This is a genomic window from Xanthomonas sp. F10 (assembly GCF_014206815.1).
In the GTDB taxonomy this organism is placed as follows: domain Bacteria; phylum Pseudomonadota; class Gammaproteobacteria; order Xanthomonadales; family Xanthomonadaceae; genus Xanthomonas_A; species Xanthomonas_A indica.
The window spans coordinates 426,037-445,251 of sequence record NZ_JACHNP010000002.1 but is presented as its reverse complement, the minus strand read 5'-3'; the positions used below and the strand labels follow the sequence as shown (position 1 = coordinate 445,251).

Here is a 19,215-nt window from a genome sequence, read left to right as displayed (position 1 = left end):
GTCAACCGCGGCCCAGGAAGAATTCGAGCAGGTGCAGGTGGTCTTCGAACAGTTTCGGGCCCATGCCCAGCACTTCGCTGACCGGCACCCAGCGCGCCTTGTCGGCGTCGTCGCCGCCGCGCACCTCGGGCAGTTCGCCGAACACGAACTCGAAGTGGAAGGCATGGGTGATGGTGCGCCCGCGCAGGCTGCGCTCGGGGTGGTCGAACACGTGACGGTTCTTCAGCGAACCCTTGAGCACCGGCACCGGGATCTTCAGCCGGGTCTCCTCGCGCAGCTCGCGCAGGCAGGCGTCGAGGATGCTCTCGTGCTGGCCGACGAAGCCGCCCGGCAGCGCCCACAGGCCCTTGCCCGGCGCCGCGCGGCGGCGCACCAGCAGCACGTGTCCGGAATGCACCACCACCGCGTCGGCGGTGACGAAGGTCGGCGGATACGGCGCCTCCTTCCAGGCCGCGCGGTACTGCTCGATGAACTGGTATTCGGCGAGCAGTTCGGCATACGACGGCGAGTTCTTGCGGAACGCCTCGAGCATGTCGAAGACCGGCGCCGGCACGTTGCCGCGCAGCATCAGCAGCGCGCCGTGGAAATCGATGCTGCCGGCCTCGAACAGGTAACGGCGCAGCTCGGTCGCCGACAGCGTTTCGGTGTGCTGCACGTCGACCAGCGGCCACTGCGGGAATTCGCGCAGGTAATAGCTGCTGGCGTCCTTGTCCATGCCGATCAGGCCGATCCGCGCCTCGGCGCTGCCGCCGTCGCTGCGCACCGCCTCGGCCACCGTGGACTGCACCGCGGCGATCCATTGGCTTTCGTTGTACAGGTGGTCGCGCAGCGGTCGCAGGATCAGGCGTTCGCCAGCACCCTCGAGCGCGGCCTGGATCATCACGCTGCGCTCGGCAACGGTCCAGGGATTGCGGATGGTACGAGGCGTCTCGGCCGAGCCGATCAGGAAGATGAGTTTCTGGCCACGCGCCAGGGCGTGGCGGGCAACGGCGGCATGGCCGTTGTGGAAGGGCTCGAAGCGCCCGATGAACACCAGATAGTCGAACTCCATGAGCATCCCTCACGGTTGGGTGGATCGCCGCGGGTCTGTCCCTTGGCGTGGGCGAAATGCTACGCCGATGCCGCATCGCGTCAAGTGACGCACCGCGCAGATTCATCGGCCATCCAGACAGCGCGTCCCGACGCGTGCCAGCGCCGCTGCAGTGCAGCGCGCGTCGCCAAGGCGATCGCGCTAGCCTCGTGCGCGCCGCGGCCAAGGGGACAGCCCGGCAGTCCTGCCGGCCGCCGTTCGGGGCCGCGCGACACCCCTCCTTCCCTCCTTCCATCACTGCGAGAATCGCATGAACCGATCGAGCAAGCGCGTGTCCGCCTGGCTGCTGGTGTTGTTGCTTGCCTGCCTGTGTGCGCCGGCCATGGCGCAGACCTTCGCCAAAGGCGCCGATGTCAGTTGGATCGACCAGCAGGAAAGCAGCGGGCGCGTGTTCCGCAACGCCTCCGGTGCCACCACCGACTTCTTCTCGCTGCTCAAGGGCACCGGGGTCAACGCGATCCGGTTGCGCGTGTGGGTCAATCCGCAGGGCGGCTGGAACGACGGCGCCGACACGCTGAACATGGCCAAGCGCGCCAAGGCGCAGGGCATGCGCATCATGATCGACTTCCACTACAGCGACAGCTGGGCCGATCCCGGCAAGCAGACCAAGCCGGCGGCCTGGAGCAACCATGACTTCGCCACCCTGGTGAAGGACGTGTACGCGCACACCAACGGCATCCTGTCCTACCTCAAGTCCAACGGCATCGACGTGAGCTGGGTGCAGGTGGGCAACGAGATCAACAGCGGCATGCTGTGGCCGGACGGCAAGACGCCCAACTTCGGCAACCTCGCGCAGCTGATCAACAGCGGCTACAACGCCAGCAAGTCGGTCTACCCCAACGCCAAGGTGGTCGTGCACCTGGCCAACGGCTACGACAATGCGACTTTCCGCTGGTTCTTCGACGGCCTCAAGTCGGCCGGCGGCAAGTGGGACGTGGTCGGCATGTCGCACTACCCGTCCCCCAACGCCTGGCAGAGCGCCAACACGCAGATCGCCAGCAACATGCAGGACATGGTGGCGCGCTACGGCTCGGACGTGATCGTCAGCGAGGTCGGCATGGACTGGCAGCAGGCCGCCACCACCCGCGCGATGCTGGCCGATCTGCTCACCAGGAGCCGCGCGCTCGGCAGCCGCGGCCTGGGCGTGTTCTATTGGGAACCCGACGCCTACCCAGGCTGGCAGGGCTACACGATGGGAGCGGTCAACAACAACGGGCAGCTGACCCAGGCGCTGTCGGCATTCAATTGATCGCCGCTCGACAGGCGCGCCGCGCGGTGGTCATCGACACCATCGCCGTGCCACCATCGCGCGTTCCGCTCCTGTCGAGATCTCTGCCATGTCGCTGTCGCTGTCGTCCGCGCGCAAGCTCGCGCTCCCTCTGCTGCTGGTGCTGGGCGTGTGCATTGCGCCGGCGCAGGCACATAAGCCGGCGCCGCCCGCCACGCCGGCCCCGCTCAAGGTGATGAGCTTCAACGTGCGCGTGCCGGTCGACACCGACGGCGACAAGCGCTGGGACGTGCGCCGCAGTGCGATGGCCGCGCTGATCCGCACGCAGCATCCCGACGTGTTCGGCACCCAGGAACTGGTCAAGCGCCAGGCCGACTACCTGGCCGCGCAACTGCCGGAGTACCGCTGGTTCGGCCCCAGCCGCGACGGCAAGGACGACGGCGAACGCATGGGCGTGTTCTACGACAGCCAAAAACTGAAGCTGGTGGAGTCGGGACACTTCTGGCTGTCGGACACGCCGGAGGTGATGGGCAGCATCAGCTGGGGCCATCCGCTGCCGCGCATGGTCAACTGGGGCCTGTTCGAGCGCATCGGCGATGGCCGCCGCTTCTACCTGTTCGATACCCACCTGCCCTATCGCGACGAGGACGAAGCCGCGCGCGCCAAGGGCGCGGCGCTGATCGTGTCGCGCCTGAAGGCGCTGCCGGCGGACGTGCCGGTGGTGCTGACCGGCGACTTCAACACGGTGCCGGACTCGCCGACCTACCGCACCCTCACCGCCAGCCTGGCCGACGCGCGTACGCAGGTGGCGCAGCCGCAGGGCCCGGAAGCGACCTTCCACGATTTCACCGGCCACCCGGACCGGCGCATCGACTGGATCCTCTCGCGCGGCCTGCAGGCCACCCACTACGCCACGCTCGACGCGCGGCCGCAGGGTCACTGGCCGTCGGACCACTTCCCGGTGATCGCCACGTTCGCCTGGCCGAACTGACGCGCGTGGGCCTGCGGCATGGGTCGCAGGCCCACGATCGGCAGCGGTTCCCATCTGTTCGGAATCAGCCGCGACGAGGCGCCAGCGGTAACGCCTGTCGCGGCTGAAGCCGCTCCTACGAGGCAACGTCATGCCTGGCGAGGCAGACGGTGCGCTAACGAAGTGCCGCTCCTCGTAGGAGCGGCTTCAGCCGCGACGCGCATGACGCGAAAGAGCTCGGCGTGGCTGGCTGGCCAAGGCCACATCGAGCGCTGCAAGACGGGCAACACCTCCGGCACAGCCAAAGCAGAAGCGCGTGATCCGCGCAGTGCTTCAGTCGCAATCTCGCACCGAAAAGCATCCGGCTCCGATAGCAGCCGGGACTGAAGTCCCTCCCACAGGAAGCAACTGCGCTGACAGAGGGCCGGGCGTCCGCAGGAGCGGCGTCAGCCGCGACACGCGTCACCGGGGAACAGCCGTCGCAAGCGATCCCGAACAGCGTAGCAAGGCCCGCGCCTGCCGGTTGACGATGCCTCGCTGCACCAGTGCGCAAGCGCATCGTCAGAGGCGTCCGTCGTGCGCCAGCCGGCGGATCCTCAGGCCTCCGGCGCGGCATGCGCACGCAGCCAGTCCAATACCCGCTGCACCGGCGGCGACGGCGCCGGTGTCGGCCGCCATACGATCGACAACCGGCGCAGCGCCCACGGCTCCTGCAGCGGCACCGCGACCAGCTGCGCGCGCACGCTGACCCGCTCCAGCGCCGCCTGCGGCAGGATCGCCACGCCGGCGCCGCGCGCCAGCATCCGGCACAACGGTTCGATGCCGTGCACCTGCGCACGCAGGCGCAACTGCCCGCCTGTGCGCGCGGCCTGCGTGCGCAAATGCCGCTGCAGCGCGCTGTCCTCGGTGAGCCCGAGGAACTGCGCCTGCCACAGCTCCGAGAACCGCAGCTGCGACGCCTGCGCCAGCGGGTGCGTGGCCGCGGCCACCAGCACCAGCCGGTCCTGCCGGAACGGGTGCGCGTGCAGGCCCTGCAGATCGGCATGGTCGGCGATCACCGCCAGATCGGCGCGTTGCTCGCGCAGCGCGTCGGCCGCGGCGACGCTGCCCTGCTCGCGCAGCGCCAGATCGATGCGCGGATGCGCCACCAGGAACCCGGCCAGCACCTCTGGCAGCCATTCCGACAACGCCGCGGTATTGGCCAGCAGGCGCACGCTGGTCGGGTGGCCGCCGACGTACTCGCCCAGTTCGCTGCGCATCGCCTCGGCCTGGCCCAGCAACTGCCGCGCGTGCCGCAGCAACGCGGTGCCGGCCGCGGTGAGGCCGACGCCGCGCGGGCCGCGTTCGAACAACGCAACCCCGAGCTGCGTTTCCAGCGCGCGGATGCGCGCACTGGCGGCGGCCAGCGACAGCGCCGCGCGGTCGGCGCCGGCGGTGATGCTGCCGGCCTCGGCCACCGCCAGGAACAGCCGCAGATCGGTGAAATCCAGATGCATCGGCACTCCCGCCTTCGTCGTTGCCGAAGTCTGCCTGAAGCATTCGCGCATTGTGCGGCCGCCGCGGCGCGCCGATGCTGGCCCCCATGGACACCCTCGCACCGCACCTGCTGCCGATCGCCCTGGTCTTCCTGCTCGCCGGCGGCGTCAAGGGCGTGGCCGGCATGGGCCTGCCGACAGTGGCGATGGGCCTGCTCGGGCTGTGGCTGACGCCGACCGAGGCCGCGACACTGCTGGCGCTGCCATCGCTGCTGACCAACCTGCAACAGGCATGGGGCGCGGGCACCGGCGCGCTGCTGCGGCGGCTGTGGCCGCTGCTGGCGTGCATCGTCGCCGGTACCTGGTGCAGCGCCGGCATCCTCGCCGGCGCCGACCCGCGGCTGGCGCGCGCCGGGCTGGGCGCGTTGCTGGCGCTGTACGCCGCGCTCGGCCTGGTCCAGTGGCAGGGGCGCCTGTCGCCCTCCCAGGCGCGCTGGGCGGCCCCGCCGGTGGGCCTGGCGACCGGTCTGCTGACCGGCGCCACCGGCGTGTTCGTGTTGCCGGTACTGCCCTACCTGGTGGCATTGCACCAGCCGCGGGACACGCTGATGCGCGCCCTGGGCAGTTGCTTCGCCGCGGCCACCCTGGCGCTGGCCGCGGCGCTGATCGCGCACGGCGCCTTCCCCACGCAGGCGCTAGGCCCCTCGTTGCTGGCGCTATTGCCCACCGCGATCGGCATGTGGCTGGGCGCGCGGCTGCGCGAGCGCATTTCCGCCAGCGCGTTCCGCCGTGTGTTCTTCCTGACCCTGCTGGGGCTGGGCCTGCATCAGCTGTGGCAGGCGCTGGGTTGAAGATGTGATTTCGCCGCGGCACCGGTCAGCCGTAGGACGACCCGGCATCCCCGAGAAGCCCTGTCGCGGCTGAAGCCGCTCCCACGACACGCCACGGCAAGGACGCGGCGGACTAACCGCCGCATCCGCGGTGCGTGCCGATCACCAGGCCGTGGCCTGCCGGCCCGCGCAGCCCGCCGGTTCCTCCGCACGCACCGACACCGATACCCTGGACCGATCGGCCGGCGCACGACGATGGCGCAGACCGGGACCCAACCCGAACCTGCAACGAAAAACGCGCCACCGCTGAGCGATGGCGCGTTCGTGTTCGCACGACGGTGGAGCGTGGACTCAGTCGGCCCAGCGCCCCGGGCCGGTGGACTGCGGCAGCACCTGCACCGACAGCGGACGGTCCTTCTCCAGCAGGTTGACCGCATCGCTCAGGATCGACGCCGATTCGCGCAGCAGCGGGTCCGGGCGCTTGTCGACCAGCTTCTCGCGTGCGGCATCCTTGACGATGTCGCGCTCGTTGCCGGTCAGGCCGTCGTCGCTGCTGTCGTCGGCGAGCGGATCCAGCGGCAGGCCGAGCTGCTTGCGGATCTCCTGGCGCTGCTTGCGCTGCGCGTCCTGCTTCTCACGCTCGGCGCGGCGCTCGGCCTCGTTGAGCACCACATACTTCTTCGCCGCCTCGGTGCGGAACTGGCGCACGTCCTCTTCCCACCACTGGAATTCCTTGTCGTTGGCGATGCGCGTGGTGTGCAGCGCCTCCAGCTTGGGCAGCAGCGGCGCGAAATTGCCGTACTGGGTGTGCGGCACCGCGGCGATGCGGCTCCACGGCAGGGCATTGTCGTAGGTGCTTTCGCCGAACTCGGTGGCATCGACGCTGGCCGGGAAGGCGATGTCCGGCACCACGCCCTTGTGCTGGGTGCTGCTGCCGCTGACGCGGAAGAACTGGGCGATGGTCAGCTTGACCTGGCCGAAGCGGTCGGTCTCGTTGGCTGGCCAGCGGTCCAGGTCGACGATGTTCTGCACCGTGCCCTTGCCGAAGCTGGTCTCGCCGATGATCAGGCCGCGACCGTAATCCTGGATGGCGCCGGCGAAGATCTCCGACGCCGAGGCCGAACCGCGGTTGATCAGCACCGCCAGCGGGCCGTCCCAGGCCACGGCCGGATTCTGGTCGCTGTTGACGGTGACGCGGCCGCCGGATTCGCGCACCTGCACCACCGGACCCTGCTCGATGAACAGGCCGGTCAGCTCGATCGCCTCATCCAGCGAACCGCCGCCGTTGTTGCGCAGGTCCAGCACCACGCCGTCGACCTTGTCGGTCTTGAACCCGGCCAGCAGCTTGGCCACGTCGCGGGTCGCCGAGGCATAGTCCTTGGCGTTGCGACGGCGGCCTTCGAAGTCCTGGTAGAACGCCGGCAGCTTGATCACGCCGATGCGCCGCGCTGGCTCGCCGTCCTTCGCCGGCAATTCGATGGTCTCGCCCTTGGCGGCCTGTTCGGCCAGGCGCACCTTCTGCCGGGTCAGCAGCACCTGGCGGTGCTTGCCGTCCACGCCGGCCTCGGCCGGGATGTATTCCAGGCGCACCTGGGTGTCCTTGTCGCCGCGGATCTTGGCGACGACGTCGTCGATGCGCCAGCCGATCACGTCCTCGACCGGGCCGCTCTTGCCCTGGCCGACGCCGACGATGCGGTCGCCCGGCTTGAGCGTGCCGTCCAGCGCCGCCGGACCGCCCGGGATCACCTCGCGGATCACCACCAGGTCGTCCTGCTTCTGCAGCTGCGCACCGATGCCTTCCAGCGACAGCGACATCTGCTGGTTGAAGTTCTCGGCGGTGCGCGGAGTGAAGTAGTCGGTGTGCGGATCGACCGTGTTGGTGTAGGCGTTCATGAAGAACTGGAACACGTCCTCGCTCTTCAGTTCCTTCACCGAGTCGTCGAGGTTGGCGTAGCGCTTGTCCAGGGTCTTGCGGATGTCTTCCGGCTTCTTGCCGGCGAGCTTGAGCCGCAGCCAGTCGTTCATCACCGACTTGCGCCACAGCGCATCCAGCTCCTGGTCGTCCTTGGCCCACGGCGCGTTCTTGCGGTCGTACTCGAACTTCTCGTCGCCGTCGAAGTTGAAGTCCTGCTTGAGCAGCTTGCGCGCGTAGGCGATGCGCTCGTCCACCCGCTGCCGATACACGGCGAAGATCTGGAACGCCGGTTCCAGCTGGCCGGAGGCGATGTTGGCGCCGAGGTTGTTCTGGAAGCTGGCGAACTTGTCGACGTCGGCCTGGGTGAAGAACTGCTTGCTGCCGTCGAGGGTCTCCAGGTACTTCTTGAAGACCTCCTTGGAGGTCGCCTCGTCGAGGGCACGCGGCCGGTAGGCGTAGCGGCTGTCGGACAGCAGGCCGTACACCAGCTTGGCGGTGGTGGCCTGGTCGGCGGTGGCAGCGGCCGGCAGTGCGGGCGCATCGGTCCGGGCGAACAGCGCCAGCGGTGCGGTCAGCGCAAACGCCAGCAGGAAGGCGGAAGCTTTGAATTTCATCTGGGGACTCTCGGCACCAGGCCGTCAGGGGGGCAGCACATCGCGTGAGACAACACGACAGTGACGCAAGTTGCAGGCCGTGTCACCTGTTCATGAAGCAGACTAGCGGCCGGCCTGCGCAGAAGTGTGAACGCTGCCGGTGCGAGCCGTGCGGACGGCGGTGCTGCGGCGACGAACGCGCGGTGCCCGCGCGGCAGAGCGCGCGGCGCGCGATCGCGCGGATGCGGCTCAGGCAGCGACGCCAGCGCCGGCCGCCTGGCGATCGGCGTGGTAGGAGGACCGCACCATCGGCCCGGAGGCGACGTGGCTGAAGCCCAGCGCGTTGCCGTACTCCTCCAGCGCCTTGTACTCGTCCGGGGTCCAGTAGCGCATCACCGGGTGGTGATGGGCGGTCGGCTGCAGGTACTGGCCGATGGTGACCATGTCCACGTCGTGCGCACGCAGGTCGCGCAGGGTCGCCTGCACCTGCTCCAGGGTCTCGCCCAGGCCGAGCATGATGCCGGACTTGGTGGCGATGGCCGGGTGCTGCGCCTTGAACTTCTTCAGCAGGGTCAGCGACCACTGGTAGTCGGCGCCGGGACGCACGTTGGGATACAGGTCCGGCACCGTCTCGATGTTGTGGTTGAACACGTCCGGCGGATTGGTCGCCAGGATTTCCAGCGCGCGGTCCATGCGGCCCTTGCCGCGGAAGTCCGGGGTCAGGATCTCGATGCGGGTGGTCGGCGCGGCCGCGCGGATCGCGCCGATGCAGTCGGCGAAATGCTGGGCGCCGCCGTCGCGCAAGTCGTCGCGGTCGACGCTGGTCACCACCACGTATTTCAGGCCCATGTCGGCCACGGTCTGCGCCAGGCTGGCCGGCTCGCCGGCATCCGGCGGCTTGGGCCGGCCGTGGGCGACATCGCAGAACGAGCAGCGCCGGGTGCAGACCTCGCCCAGGATCATGAAGGTGGCGGTGCCGTGGCCGAAGCACTCGTGGATGTTGGGGCAGCTGGCCTCTTCGCAGACGGTGACCAGGCGGTTCTCGCGCAGCTTGGCCTTGAGGTTCTGCACCGCATTGCCGGAGGGAATGCGTACGCGGATCCACGACGGTTTGCGCAGCACCGGCGCGTCGGCGAACTGCACCGGCGAGCGCGCGATCTTGTCGCCGCCCAACTGCTTGACGCCGGTCTGCAGCGGCGCGGACGCGCTATCGCCGGAAAGGACCTGCAAGGGAATGGAGCGTGCGCTGGGCTGGGTCATGGCGTGGTCGGCGGGCAGGCGGTCAGGCCGCGTGCGTGAACGAGAGATCGGGCAAGGCGTCGAGCGGCTGCAGGGTCAGCCCGAACTGGCGCGCCAGTTGGGCCAGCAGGACCGGAGTGACCGCCTGCATGCCGGAGGGACCGCCCAAGTCTAGCACCGCGGTCACCTGCAGGCCCTGGTAGCCGCAGGGATTGATCCGGTGGAACGGCTCCAGGTCCATCGCCACGTTGAACGACAGGCCGTGGAAGGTGCAGCCGCGGCGCACGCGGATGCCGAGCGCGGCGACCTTGGCGCCGCCGACGTAGACGCCCGGCGCGCCCTCGCGGCGCTGGCCGAGGATGTTCCATTCGTCGAGGGTGTCGATGATCGCCTGCTCGATCCGGCACACGTAGTCGCGCACGCCGATGTGCAGCCGGCGCAGGTCCAGCAGCGGGTACACCACCAACTGGCCGGGGCCATGGTAGGTGACCTGCCCGCCGCGATCGACCTGCAGCACCGGAATGTCGCCGGGCGCCAGCACGTGTTCCGGCTTGCCGGCCTGGCCGAGGGTGAACACCGGGTCGTGTTCGACCACCCACAGTTCGTCGGGCGTGGCCTCGTCGCGCGCGTCGGTGAAGCGCTGCATCGCCCGCCACACCGGCTCGTAGGGCTGGCGGCCGAGTTGGCGCACCCGGCACGGCGGCAGTGTCGGTGCCGGCGCCAGCGGCGCGTCCTCGGCTACAGCGTCCACTTCACTTCCGGGTGCTCGCGCAGCGCCTGGTGCGCGGCGTCGTACTGAGCGCGGTCGACGGCGCGAAAGGCGATGCGGACCGACACGTACTTGCCGTTGGACGAATGCTTCCAGCTGATGCGCTCCTCCATCACCTCCACGCCGGCGGCGACGAGCAGGCGCGGCAGTTCGGCCTCCAGGCCGGTGTTGGCGGTACCCATGGCGCTGAGTTCGAACACGCCGGGGAACTGGAAACCGTGATCGGGGTTGTCGGAAGTGATGTCCATGCCCGCATTATCGGGCCGGCGCCGGGCAAACCCAAGGCCGCGCCGGTGGATAGCGAAGCAGCCCTCGGCGCCGGCGCGTCCGAGGCGCCCGGCAGGTCAGGCGCCAATGCCCCTGCGCGCAGGTGCATTGGCTTCCTGCTCGCACGTCGCACTACCGCCTTCACACGGCAAGCGGGCAAATGGGACGGACAAACCCAAGCGGACGAATTTGTCCGCCGACGCGCATACACCTATCCTTGTCGCACGGGCTGCGTTCATGGTCCCTGCTGTTCACCCCTGCCACCGGCGGCGGGCGGGCGGCGCCGTCCCCCTCCTCCGAACAGAGACGCCATTCATGCCGTCATCGCGCCCGCTTCTTCCGCTGGCTGTTGCCCTCGCCCTCATCGCCGCGCCCGCAGCGGCCACCGCGCAATGCCCACGCGACACCCTGGAAGCGACCGCGCCGACGGTCAACTTCCGCGTCGACAACGACCTGTTCGGCGGCGCCGGCCAGGACCAGGGCTATACCAACGGGTTCGGCCTGATCCTGGTCTCGCCGAATCTGCGCGACTACACCGACGACCCCTGCCTGCCGCGGTTGGCGCGGGCGGTGAACCGCTCTCTGACATGGTTGCAGCCGAACAGCGACTTCACCCAGCGCAACATGACCTTCGCGATCGGCCAGGCGCTGTTCACCCCCACCGACAAGACCCGCCGCGACCTGATCGAGGACGATCGTCCCTACGCCGGCCTGTTGCTGATGAACATCGGCTACAACGCGCGCAACGACGAGCGCCTGCGCACCACGCAACTCACCCTAGGCCTGATCGGCCCGTCGGCGCAGGGCAAGCAGGTGCAGGATGCAGTGCACGAACTGCTCGGCGACGCCAAGTTCCAGGGCTGGGACAACCAGTTGCACGACGAACCGGTGTTCCGCGTGCTGCACGAACGCCTGCGCCGCTGGTCCGGCGACGGCAGCCGCGACGGCTGGGGGTGGGACGCGATCAGCCACTGGGGCGGCGCGCTGGGCACACTGGATACCCACGCCAATGCCGGCATGGAACTGCGCCTGGGCTGGAAGCTGCCCGACGATTTCGGCAGTTCGCCGCTGCGCCCCGCCGGCGAAAACGTCGCCCCGCCGGCCAGCAGCGTCGGCAGCGGCTGGTCGGCGCACCTGTTCGTGACCAGCGACGGCCGCTGGGTGCTGCGCGACATCACCCTGGACGGCAACACCTTCCGCGACAGCCACAGCGTGAAGAAGCGCCCCTTCGTCGGCGACGCCGGCATCGGCCTGGCGGTGATGCGCGGCAAATGGAAGTTCGCGCTCGCCCGCTACTGGCGCACCCGCGAGTTCGACCTGCAGCGGCAGACGCCGGTGTTCGGGAGTTTTACGGTGAGCAGGCGGCTTTAACCGCCGGGATTAGGGAGTCGGGATTAGGGATTCGAGGTCTTCGCGAGCGCGCAGTGCCGTAGGAGCGGCTTCAGCCGCGACGCTTTATCGGTAAGGCGTCGCGGCTGAAGCCGCTCCTACGAAGAGCGAGAGGCGGCACGCACGCGCTGTTGCCACCAATCCCGAATCCCCAATCCCCAAGAAAAAAGCCGGCGTCAGCCGGCTTTTTTCGCGAGGAACTTATTCCGATTCCCACCACATCCAGAAGCTGTCCCACAGACGCTTGAAGAAGCCGGCCTCGTCGACCGCCTTCAGCGCCACCAGCGGGGCCTGCGCCACCACCTTGCCGTCCAGGGTCACCTTGACCATGCCGATCGCCTGGCCCTGCTTGATCGGGGCCTCCAGGGTCTTGGGCACTTCGATCGAGGGCTTCAGTTCGTTGTAGCGGCCACGCGGCACGCTGACCAGCAGCGGCTGCGCCACGCCCAGCAGCACCTGCTTCTCGGTGCCCTTCCACACGCGCTGCTGCGCGACCTGCTTGCCCGGCTCGTACAGGCTGTGGGTCTCGAAGAAGCGGAAGCCCCAGTTCAGCAGCGCCAGGCTGTCCTCGGCGCGCTGCTTCTCGGAGCTGTCGCCCATCACCACCGCGATCAGGCGCTGGTCGCCGCGCTTGGCCGAGCTGAGCAGGCAGTAGCCGGCTTCGGAGGTGTGGCCGGTCTTGATGCCGTCCACGCTGGGGTCGCGCCACAGCAGCAGGTTGCGGTTCGGCTGGGTGATGTCGCCGACGCGGAATTCCTTGATCTTGTTGTACGCGTAGGTTTCCGGGTAGTCGCGCACCATCGCCCGGCCCAGCAGCGCCAGATCGTAGGCGGTGGTGTAGTGGCCTTCGGCCGACAGGCCGTGGGCGTTGACGAAGTGCGAACCGGTCATGCCGATCTTCTTCGCGTACTCGTTCATCAGCGACGCGAAGGCTTCCTCGCTGCCGGCGGTATGTTCGGCCAGCGCGATCGCCGCGTCGTTGCCGGACTGGATCGCCATGCCCTTTTCCATGTCTTCCAGGCGCGCGGTCTTGTTGACCGGGAAGCCGCTGTAGCTGCCGTCGGTGCCGGCGCCACCCTCGCGCCAGGCGCGCTCGCTGAGCATGACCTGGTCGTCGCGGGTGATCTTGCCCAGCTTCAGTTCGGCCGCGATCACGTACGAGGTCATCACCTTGGTGATGCTGGCCGGGGCCACGCGTTCGTGTTCGTTCTCGCCGGCCAGCACCTGGCCGGTGGCGTAATCCATCAGCACCCAGGACTTGGAGACGGCCGGCTTCGGCGCGGGCGGGATCGCCACGGTGGCCGGAGCGGCGGCAGCGGCGGCCGGCGGCGCGGGAACCGGACCGGGCGTCTGCGCGGAAACCAGGCCGACGGCGAACGTGGCCACGGCAGCGACGGCGAAGCGGAATTTCATCTAAAACGACTCCTGGCGGGCCCGAAGGCCGATGGAAAACGCGACATTGTAGGCCGAGCCGGCGCCCGGGCAGACGCACACACGCTGCCGCCACGACCCGGCGTTAAGCCATCGGCATGGCCGCACGCCCGCAGCCGCGGGCGCGACGCCTCAATCCTTGACGATCTGCGGCCGGCCGAAGCCCAGGCCGGCGATGCGCGCGGCCAGTTCCGCGGCGCGACCATGGTCCTCGGCGGCCACCCGCAGCCGCCACAGGGTCCGGCCACCGGAGACGATATCGCTGACGCTGGCGCCGACGATGCCGGCCGAGGCCAGTTGCGACAGCGCGCGGTTGGCGTTCTCGCGGCTGGCGAAGCTGGCCACCTGCAGCAGGATACCGAGCGGCCCGCGCGCGCTGTCGGCCTCGGCGCGCGGAGCGACTGTGGCGACCGCCCTGGGCGGCGTTGCCGGCGTCGCCACCGCAACGCTCGGCGCGGCCACGGCGGCTGCAGGTGCGGCAGTGGGCGTGGCGGTCGCGGTGCCGCGTGAGCCGCGCCCCGGCGTGCTCGCCGCGGCCACGCTGGGGGCGGGCGTGCCCGGCTTGCCGGTGGCCACGCGCACGCCGCGCGACTTCATCCAGGCGTCGAAGCGGTCGGCGTCGCCGACCCGGCCCGGCGCGTCCTGGACGCGATAGCGCCACCGCTCGCCTTCCGGCAGCGCCGCGGCCGTGGCCGTCGCCGCTGCCGCGGTGGGCGCGGCGACCGCGGACGTGGCGGCACGCGCCGGCACGGTCGTGGCAGCGGCCACCGTGGTGCCGGCCGATCCGGCCGACTTCGCCGGCAGGGCCTTCACCAAATCGTCCATCTGCGCCGCGCGCCGCACCGCGGCGGGATCGCGCGTGACGGTATCGCTACGCGCGCTGGCCAGCAGCGTCGCCGGCGCACGGCCGGTGCGGCGCCGCGCCAGCAGGTCGCCGTTGTCGGCCGGGGTCAGTCCGCGCACTTCCACGCGGCCGGTGCCCTTGCCGGTGATGCCGAGCTTGACCGCGGCCGCGTAGCTCAGGTCGATCAGCCGGTCGTCGTGGAACGGGCCGCGGTCGTTGATCCGCACCACCACCGATTCGCCGTTGTCCAGGTTGGTGACCAGGGCAAAGCTGGGCAGCGGCAGGGTCTTGTGCGCGGCGGTGAACGCGTACATGTCGTAGACCTCGCGGTTGGAGGTCAGCCGGCCATGGAACTTGCTGCCGTAGTACGAGGCGGTGCCACGCTCGACGTAGCTGTGCGGATCGTCGATGACCACGTACTCGCGGCCCAGCACCATGTACGGGGAGCGGTTGCCGATCGCCGACCGCGGCTCGTCGGTGACCAGCGGCTCGGGGATGCAGGCGACGTTGGGCACGTAGTCCGGGGTGGTGTCGCGCACGCCGGGCGCGTACAGGCCGCCGGCGGTGTAGTTGCCGCGCTTGGACGGGTCTTCCTTGGCCGGCGCGTAGGGCGAGGTCGAGGGGCAGCCGGTGGCGACGTGCGCCGGGCCCTTGCCCTCGACCCGGATGCCGGGCCCGGCGCCGCCGGCGGTCTTCTTCGGGGCGCTGCTGCAGGCGGCCAGCGCCAGCACAGCGACGACGGGAGCGATCCGGAGCAGCGCGTTCGGGTTCATGCCGGTGGTAACTCCTTGCCGGCGATGGCCTGGGACAGTTGGTACACGGCCATCGCGTACATCTTGGAATTGTTGTAGCGGGTGATCGCGTAGTAGTTCTGGAAGCCCAGCCAGTACTGCTTGCCGGCGCTGCCGTCGAGCGCGATCGGGGTGGCGGTGGCGCCAGCCGGTACCGGCACGGTCGGCGTGTAGCCGCGCGCGGCCAGGTCGGCCAGGGTGTAGGTCGGCGTCCAGTCGGTCGGATTGAATTCCTCGGCACCGGGACGCAGCGTGGCCGGCACCGCGACCAGCCCGTCGCGCACCCAGCCGCCCTTCTTGACGAAGTAGTTGGCGATGGACGAGAACGCGTCGTCGTAGTCGGTGAACAGGTTGCGCTTGCCGTCGCCGTCGCCGTCCACCGCGAACTGGCGGTAGCTGGAGGGCATGAACTGGCCCAGGCCCATCGCGCCGGCATAGCTGCCGATCAGCGTGGTGATGTCCAGGTTCTCCTCGCGCGCCAGCGCGAACAGCTGGCCGAGCTCATCGCGGAAGAACAGCTCGCGGCGCACTTCGCGCTCGAGCTTGGCCGGATCGCCGCTGCGCGGATAGCGGAACGCCAGCGTGTACAGCGCGTCCAGCACGCGATAGGAACCGGCGTTCTTGCCGTAGCTGGTCTCCACGCCGATGATCGCGACGATGGTCTCGGCCGGCACGCCGGTGCGCGCCTGCACCCGCTGCAGTTCGTCGCGGTGCGTGGCCAGGAACGCGCGGCCGCCGTCGATGCGCGCCTGGCTGATGAACATCGGCCGGTACTCGCTCCACGGCTTGACCCGCTCGGCCGGGCGCGACATCGCCGCGACGATCGCATCCTTGAACTGCGCCTGCGCCAGGGTCGCCTCGATCTGCGCCGGATCGATGCCGTACTTGGCCGCGGTGTCGCGGACGAAGTTGGCGCGGGCGACCTCGAACGGCACCGGGGTCAGGTCCACCGGCGGCGCCTGCACCGCCTCGGGCGCGGCTTCGACCGGCGGTGCCGGGCGTGGGGCCGGCGGCGGCGCGCTGGCCTGCGGCGGCGAAGGCGGCGCCTTGGGCTGGGTCGCGCATGCGACCAGGCCAAGCGTGAGCAGGCAAATCAGCGAGCGTCGGATCATGCCGGCAGACTACCAGATTCAAGATGAATTTCTACCAATAACGCCATGAAACAAAAGAAGTTTGCTCCAGGTCAAGTGCGCCTGCAGCATTCTCTCCCTGGGGCTCCCTGCACTTCCGGGGTTGCCGCTGCCGCAACGTGAGACGCCGGCCCGGAGCGCCCGTCCGCGCGGCGCAAGATTCTCCGCGTGATAGCGCTCTCGCAACGAGCGGACGGCAGGCCGCGCAACGGAGCGCGCGAGCAGCATGGGCATGGACCGCCCTCGCCGCGCATTCGCCCCTGGTCGCGTCTCGCACAACCAGCCGGGACTCACGAGGTGTAGAGCGCAGCGGGCTACAGCGCCGGAAACACCGGCGCATGCGCGCAGGCCGGGACCGAGCCTGCGAGCGTGGTCGCGTAAGTGGCGGCCGCGCTACTGTCCTCGCCCGGTTGCAGGTTGGACTGGTCCACGCCGATGCGCGCGTTGCTGGCATGCAGGGCGGTGACGTCGGCGGCCACGTGCGCCAGCACCAGGTCCAGCGGCGTCGCGGCGCTGTAGCCCTGCACCGTGCTGCCCTTGCCGGCGGGTGTGTCCTGCGCGCGCAATCCATCGACCACGATGCCGGTGAAGCTGGGCACGCTGTCGCTTTTGCTGCCGCCGTGGTCGTGGCCGTACAGCGGCGTGATCACCAGCGGCCTGGCCACGCCGAACAGGCAGGTGTTGCGGTAGAGCACGTCGCGCACCGGGCCGCCCTTGCCCAGGCCGGTCTTGATGCGCAGGCCGTAGTTGTCGGTGGCGACGATGCCGTCGGCGTCGTGGCCGACCACGCTGTTGCCGTCCACCAGCACGTTGCCGACGCCGTACATCACCTCGCTGCCGATGGAGATGCCGTGGGTGCCGTAGAAGCGCGAGTCGCGCACGGTGATGTCGGCCGAACGCGCCGCGCTGGTCTTGATCGCGACGCCGTCGTCGCCGGCCATCACGTCGTTGTCGGCCAGGGTCGCGTTGCGCACGCTGTCCAGATCCAGGCCGTCGGTGTTGGGGCTGTTGGCCGGCGCCCTGACCCGCACGCCCCACACGGTGACGCCGTCGCCGCCGTGCACGAACAGGTGGAAGTACGGCGCGTCGAGCAGGTTGAGGTGGTAGAGCTGCAGATCGGCGACGTCCTGGGCGCGGATCAGGTCGGGGGCGTTCTGGGTCAGGCCGGCGGCCTTGGCGCTGCGCGCGAACTGCCACCAGCTGTCGCTGCCGCCGAGCATCGGCAGGTCGCCGCGGCCGTCGATGCTGCCCTGGTGGCCGGCGGCGTCGCGCACGCCCATCACGCCCAGGGCGCGCCCCTGCAGCGTGATCAGCGCGCGGCAGCTGCCGCTGCGCGTCGCCGCCTGGCCGCAGGCGCTGCGGCCGGGCACCTGGTAGTCGGCGGGCTGGCGCGAGGCGAACAGGGTCACGCCGCTGTCGATCGCCAGCGTGGTGTTGCTGCGCATCGTCAACGGCCCGCTGAGGAAGGCCGTGCCGCGGCCGGCGCGCAGCAGCACCATGCCGTGCGCGCCGTCGGCGCAGCGGTCGAGCGCGGCCTGGATGCGCGCGGTGTCCGGTGGGTTGCGTTCCTGCGCATCGGCGAAGCGGCGTTGCTGTGCCTGCAAGCTCGCGTCCAGGGTCATGCACAGCGGCGGCAGGCGCGGTTCGACGACACGGCGGGAATCGCCGGTCGCCGCCCTACTGCCGCACGCAGCGGCGGCGAGCAGGCCGCCGAGCAGCAGCGCCGCGCGCATGGGTGAGGTCATTGCCGGAGTGCGCCCTGCGCTGGCTGCGGCGTGGCCGAGGGCGACGCTGCGGCCGGCGCGGGGTGCGGCGGCGTTCGCAATTCGGCGATGGGCTGCGCATCGGCGGACAGTTGTTGCCAGCGGTCGTCGACGATCGTCGCCAGCCCGGCCGGGTGCTGGTCGAAATGGTGACCGCCGTGCAACACCACCACCTCCGCGCCGCGTGCGCGCAGTTGCGGGCAGAGTGTGTCGGTTTCCTTGTCGCCGTACACGCACAGCAATTGCGCCGGGGCGATGCGCGCCAGTTCCGGCAGCACCGGCAGCGCGTCGTCGGCGTCGCCGAGATTGAGCCAGCCGCGCACGCGGATCTGGAAATCGGCCTTGTGCTCCAGGCCCAGCAATGCGACCAAGCCGACCTGCTCGCGCTGCGCCGGCGGCAGCCGGTTGACCATGAACGGCAGCGTGGTGGCGCCGAAGGAATAGCCGACCAGCAGGATCTTCTGCGGCCGCCAGCGCTGCTGGTAATAGGCGATGACCCGGCTCAGGTCGGCGCTGGCCCGCGCCGGCGGCTTGGCCCGCCAGAAGTAGCGCAGGCTGTCCCAGCCGACCACGGCGACGCCGCGGCGCTGCAAGGCCTCGGCCATGCCCTTGTCGATGTCGCGCCAGCCGCCGTCGCCGGACAGCACGATGGCCAGCGGCGCGCCCGGGATGTTCGACGGCAGTTCGGTCAGCGGCAGGTCGTCCAACGCGCCGCCGCGGCCGCGCGCATGCAGGTGCGCGGCGACCCGTGCCGCCAGCGCGGCATCCACGCCGCCGTCGGCCGGCGCCGCCACGGTGTCGACGAAGCCCTGCGCCGGGGTGGCGGCGGCAGTGCCGGCGCAGACCTCGGTCGGCGCCGGCGCCACGCCGATGGCGCCGCCCAGGGTCGCGGTGGGCGCGGCCCCGACGATGCGCCCGGCCAGCGTGGCGGCCGTACCGGTGCCGGCCAGCAACGGCAGGTAGTAGTTGTCGCCGTGCAACTGCCGCTGCAGCCGCCGGCTCAACTGCTCGGCGTCGTGCCAGGCCTTGTCGCACCCGTGGCCGCCACGGCGCAGGTGCTTGAGATAGCGCTGGCCGTCGACCACCGCGACCAGCGCGCCGCTGGCGGCGATGCGCTGCGCAGCGGCCTGCCGCTGCGCCGGGCTGCCGCTGGCCAGCAGGATCACCAGGCCCTGCGGCGCGCCCTGCGGATGCACCAGGGTCGCGCGGCCATAGCCGCGGGCATGCAGCGCCCCCGGCGGAAAGTAATAGCGCAGCAGTGCGTAGCCGCTCAGGCCCAGCACCACGCTCGTCAACAGCAACACGCGCAGGAATTTCATCGACACGCATCCATCTCGGCCAGCGCCGAGCATCGGGACAACCACGGGAACGGCGAGGGAGCGGCGGACGACGCGGACGGACGGGCCGGGGCCCGGATCGGCGGATGCGCTGCGTGGGTGCCTCGGCGATGTGGGCTGGGATGGATGCGCGGGGTCGCACCTGCCTACCCGG

Annotated in this window: 15 protein-coding genes; 4 read left to right on the top strand and 11 right to left on the bottom strand. The window is 70.1% G+C overall.

Features of this window, described 5'->3' with window-relative positions; genetic code table 11:
* Position 1 precedes the first annotated feature (1 nt).
* A complete protein-coding gene (locus FHR56_RS13430) occupies positions 2–1,057 on the bottom strand; it encodes a bifunctional nicotinamide-nucleotide adenylyltransferase/Nudix hydroxylase (protein WP_010343124.1) in 1,056 nt (351 codons plus the stop codon).
* A 283-nt stretch (positions 1,058–1,340) separates the two neighbouring features.
* Between FHR56_RS13430 and FHR56_RS13425 the strand changes: the two genes are divergently transcribed.
* Both FHR56_RS13425 and FHR56_RS13420 read left to right on the top strand, forming a co-directional pair.
* Positions 1,341–2,339, top strand: coding sequence for a glycosyl hydrolase 53 family protein (locus FHR56_RS13425; protein WP_160945437.1), 999 nt, complete (start codon positions 1,341–1,343; stop codon positions 2,337–2,339).
* Positions 2,340–2,427: 88 nt separating this feature from the next.
* Positions 2,428–3,309 (top strand): endonuclease/exonuclease/phosphatase family protein, encoded by an 882-nt coding sequence (locus tag FHR56_RS13420; RefSeq protein ID WP_160945438.1) that lies wholly within the window; start codon positions 2,428–2,430, stop codon positions 3,307–3,309.
* A gap of 575 nt (positions 3,310–3,884) precedes the next feature.
* Here FHR56_RS13420 and FHR56_RS13415 read toward each other — a convergent pair.
* Positions 3,885–4,784, bottom strand: a complete 900-nt coding sequence (locus FHR56_RS13415) for a LysR substrate-binding domain-containing protein (protein ID WP_160945439.1) — start codon at positions 4,782–4,784, stop codon at positions 3,885–3,887.
* An 86-nt stretch (positions 4,785–4,870) separates the two neighbouring features.
* Here FHR56_RS13415 and FHR56_RS13410 point away from each other — a divergent pair, with 86 nt between their 5' ends.
* Entirely contained in the window at positions 4,871–5,614 is a 744-nt protein-coding gene (locus FHR56_RS13410) for a sulfite exporter TauE/SafE family protein (protein ID WP_160945440.1), read from the top strand.
* A 330-nt stretch (positions 5,615–5,944) separates the two neighbouring features.
* On the opposite strand, the gene FHR56_RS13405 is transcribed toward FHR56_RS13410, so the two are convergent.
* The 4 genes from FHR56_RS13405 to FHR56_RS13390 all read right to left on the bottom strand — a co-directional run bounded on the left by FHR56_RS13405 (position 5,945) and on the right by FHR56_RS13390 (position 10,357).
* Positions 5,945–8,122 carry a carboxy terminal-processing peptidase gene (locus FHR56_RS13405; RefSeq protein WP_017908122.1) on the bottom strand — a complete coding sequence of 726 codons (2,178 nt, stop codon included), beginning with the start codon at positions 8,120–8,122 and terminating at the stop codon, positions 5,945–5,947.
* Between the two features lie 228 nt (positions 8,123–8,350).
* Positions 8,351–9,361 (bottom strand): lipoyl synthase, encoded by a 1,011-nt coding sequence (lipA, locus tag FHR56_RS13400; protein ID WP_160945441.1) that lies wholly within the window; start codon positions 9,359–9,361, stop codon positions 8,351–8,353.
* Between the two features lie 22 nt (positions 9,362–9,383).
* The gene (lipB, locus tag FHR56_RS13395; RefSeq protein ID WP_160945442.1) at positions 9,384–10,091 is read right to left on the bottom strand and encodes a lipoyl(octanoyl) transferase LipB; all 708 of its coding nucleotides are present in this window, start codon (positions 10,089–10,091) and stop codon (positions 9,384–9,386) included.
* Positions 10,079–10,357, bottom strand: a complete 279-nt coding sequence (locus FHR56_RS13390; protein ID WP_160945443.1) for a YbeD family protein — start codon at positions 10,355–10,357, stop codon at positions 10,079–10,081. Before FHR56_RS13390 ends, lipB begins: the two co-directional genes overlap by 13 nt.
* Positions 10,358–10,691: 334 nt before the next feature.
* On the opposite strand from FHR56_RS13390, the gene FHR56_RS13385 reads away from it, so the two are divergent.
* Positions 10,692–11,747, top strand: coding sequence for a lipid A deacylase LpxR family protein (locus FHR56_RS13385; RefSeq protein ID WP_160945444.1), 1,056 nt, complete (start codon positions 10,692–10,694; stop codon positions 11,745–11,747).
* Between the two features lie 219 nt (positions 11,748–11,966).
* Here the strand turns inward: FHR56_RS13385 and FHR56_RS13380 are convergent, their stop codons facing one another.
* The 5 genes from FHR56_RS13380 to FHR56_RS13360 all read right to left on the bottom strand — a co-directional run bounded on the left by FHR56_RS13380 (position 11,967) and on the right by FHR56_RS13360 (position 19,043).
* A complete protein-coding gene (locus FHR56_RS13380) occupies positions 11,967–13,178 on the bottom strand; it encodes a D-alanyl-D-alanine carboxypeptidase family protein (protein WP_048491032.1) in 1,212 nt (403 codons plus the stop codon).
* A gap of 150 nt (positions 13,179–13,328) precedes the next feature.
* On the bottom strand, positions 13,329–14,813 hold the full coding sequence (locus FHR56_RS13375) for a septal ring lytic transglycosylase RlpA family protein (protein WP_160945445.1): 1,485 nt from the start codon (positions 14,811–14,813) through the stop codon (positions 13,329–13,331).
* On the bottom strand, positions 14,810–15,943 hold the full coding sequence (gene mltB, locus FHR56_RS13370; RefSeq protein WP_160945446.1) for a lytic murein transglycosylase B: 1,134 nt from the start codon (positions 15,941–15,943) through the stop codon (positions 14,810–14,812). The genes FHR56_RS13375 and mltB overlap by 4 nt, the downstream gene beginning before the upstream one ends.
* 332 nt (positions 15,944–16,275) lie before the next feature.
* Entirely contained in the window at positions 16,276–17,706 is a 1,431-nt protein-coding gene (locus tag FHR56_RS13365; RefSeq protein ID WP_160945447.1) for a glycosyl hydrolase family 28 protein, read from the bottom strand.
* On the bottom strand, positions 17,703–19,043 hold the full coding sequence (locus tag FHR56_RS13360) for a virulence factor family protein (RefSeq protein WP_160945448.1): 1,341 nt from the start codon (positions 19,041–19,043) through the stop codon (positions 17,703–17,705). The genes FHR56_RS13365 and FHR56_RS13360 overlap by 4 nt, the downstream gene beginning before the upstream one ends.
* Positions 19,044–19,215 lie beyond the last annotated feature (172 nt).

What these genes read in the sequence shown, in the direction of transcription:
- FHR56_RS13430 (WP_010343124.1), bottom strand. Translation starts at nt 1,057, where the DNA reads ATGCTCATGGAGTTCGACTATCTGGTGTTCATCGGGCGCTTCGAGCCC.
- FHR56_RS13425 (WP_160945437.1), top strand. Translation starts at nt 1,341, where the DNA reads ATGAACCGATCGAGCAAGCGCGTGTCCGCCTGGCTGCTGGTGTTGTTG.
- FHR56_RS13420 (WP_160945438.1), top strand. Translation starts at nt 2,428, where the DNA reads ATGTCGCTGTCGCTGTCGTCCGCGCGCAAGCTCGCGCTCCCTCTGCTG.
- FHR56_RS13415 (WP_160945439.1), bottom strand. Translation starts at nt 4,784, where the DNA reads ATGCATCTGGATTTCACCGATCTGCGGCTGTTCCTGGCGGTGGCCGAG.
- FHR56_RS13410 (WP_160945440.1), top strand. Translation starts at nt 4,871, where the DNA reads ATGGACACCCTCGCACCGCACCTGCTGCCGATCGCCCTGGTCTTCCTG.
- FHR56_RS13405 (WP_017908122.1), bottom strand. Translation starts at nt 8,122, where the DNA reads ATGAAATTCAAAGCTTCCGCCTTCCTGCTGGCGTTTGCGCTGACCGCA.
- lipA (WP_160945441.1), bottom strand. Translation starts at nt 9,361, where the DNA reads ATGACCCAGCCCAGCGCACGCTCCATTCCCTTGCAGGTCCTTTCCGGC.
- FHR56_RS13390 (WP_160945443.1), bottom strand. Translation starts at nt 10,357, where the DNA reads ATGGACATCACTTCCGACAACCCCGATCACGGTTTCCAGTTCCCCGGC.
- FHR56_RS13385 (WP_160945444.1), top strand. Translation starts at nt 10,692, where the DNA reads ATGCCGTCATCGCGCCCGCTTCTTCCGCTGGCTGTTGCCCTCGCCCTC.
- FHR56_RS13380 (WP_048491032.1), bottom strand. Translation starts at nt 13,178, where the DNA reads ATGAAATTCCGCTTCGCCGTCGCTGCCGTGGCCACGTTCGCCGTCGGC.
- FHR56_RS13375 (WP_160945445.1), bottom strand. Translation starts at nt 14,813, where the DNA reads ATGAACCCGAACGCGCTGCTCCGGATCGCTCCCGTCGTCGCTGTGCTG.
- mltB (WP_160945446.1), bottom strand. Translation starts at nt 15,943, where the DNA reads ATGATCCGACGCTCGCTGATTTGCCTGCTCACGCTTGGCCTGGTCGCA.
- FHR56_RS13365 (WP_160945447.1), bottom strand. Translation starts at nt 17,706, where the DNA reads ATGACCTCACCCATGCGCGCGGCGCTGCTGCTCGGCGGCCTGCTCGCC.
- FHR56_RS13360 (WP_160945448.1), bottom strand. Translation starts at nt 19,043, where the DNA reads ATGAAATTCCTGCGCGTGTTGCTGTTGACGAGCGTGGTGCTGGGCCTG.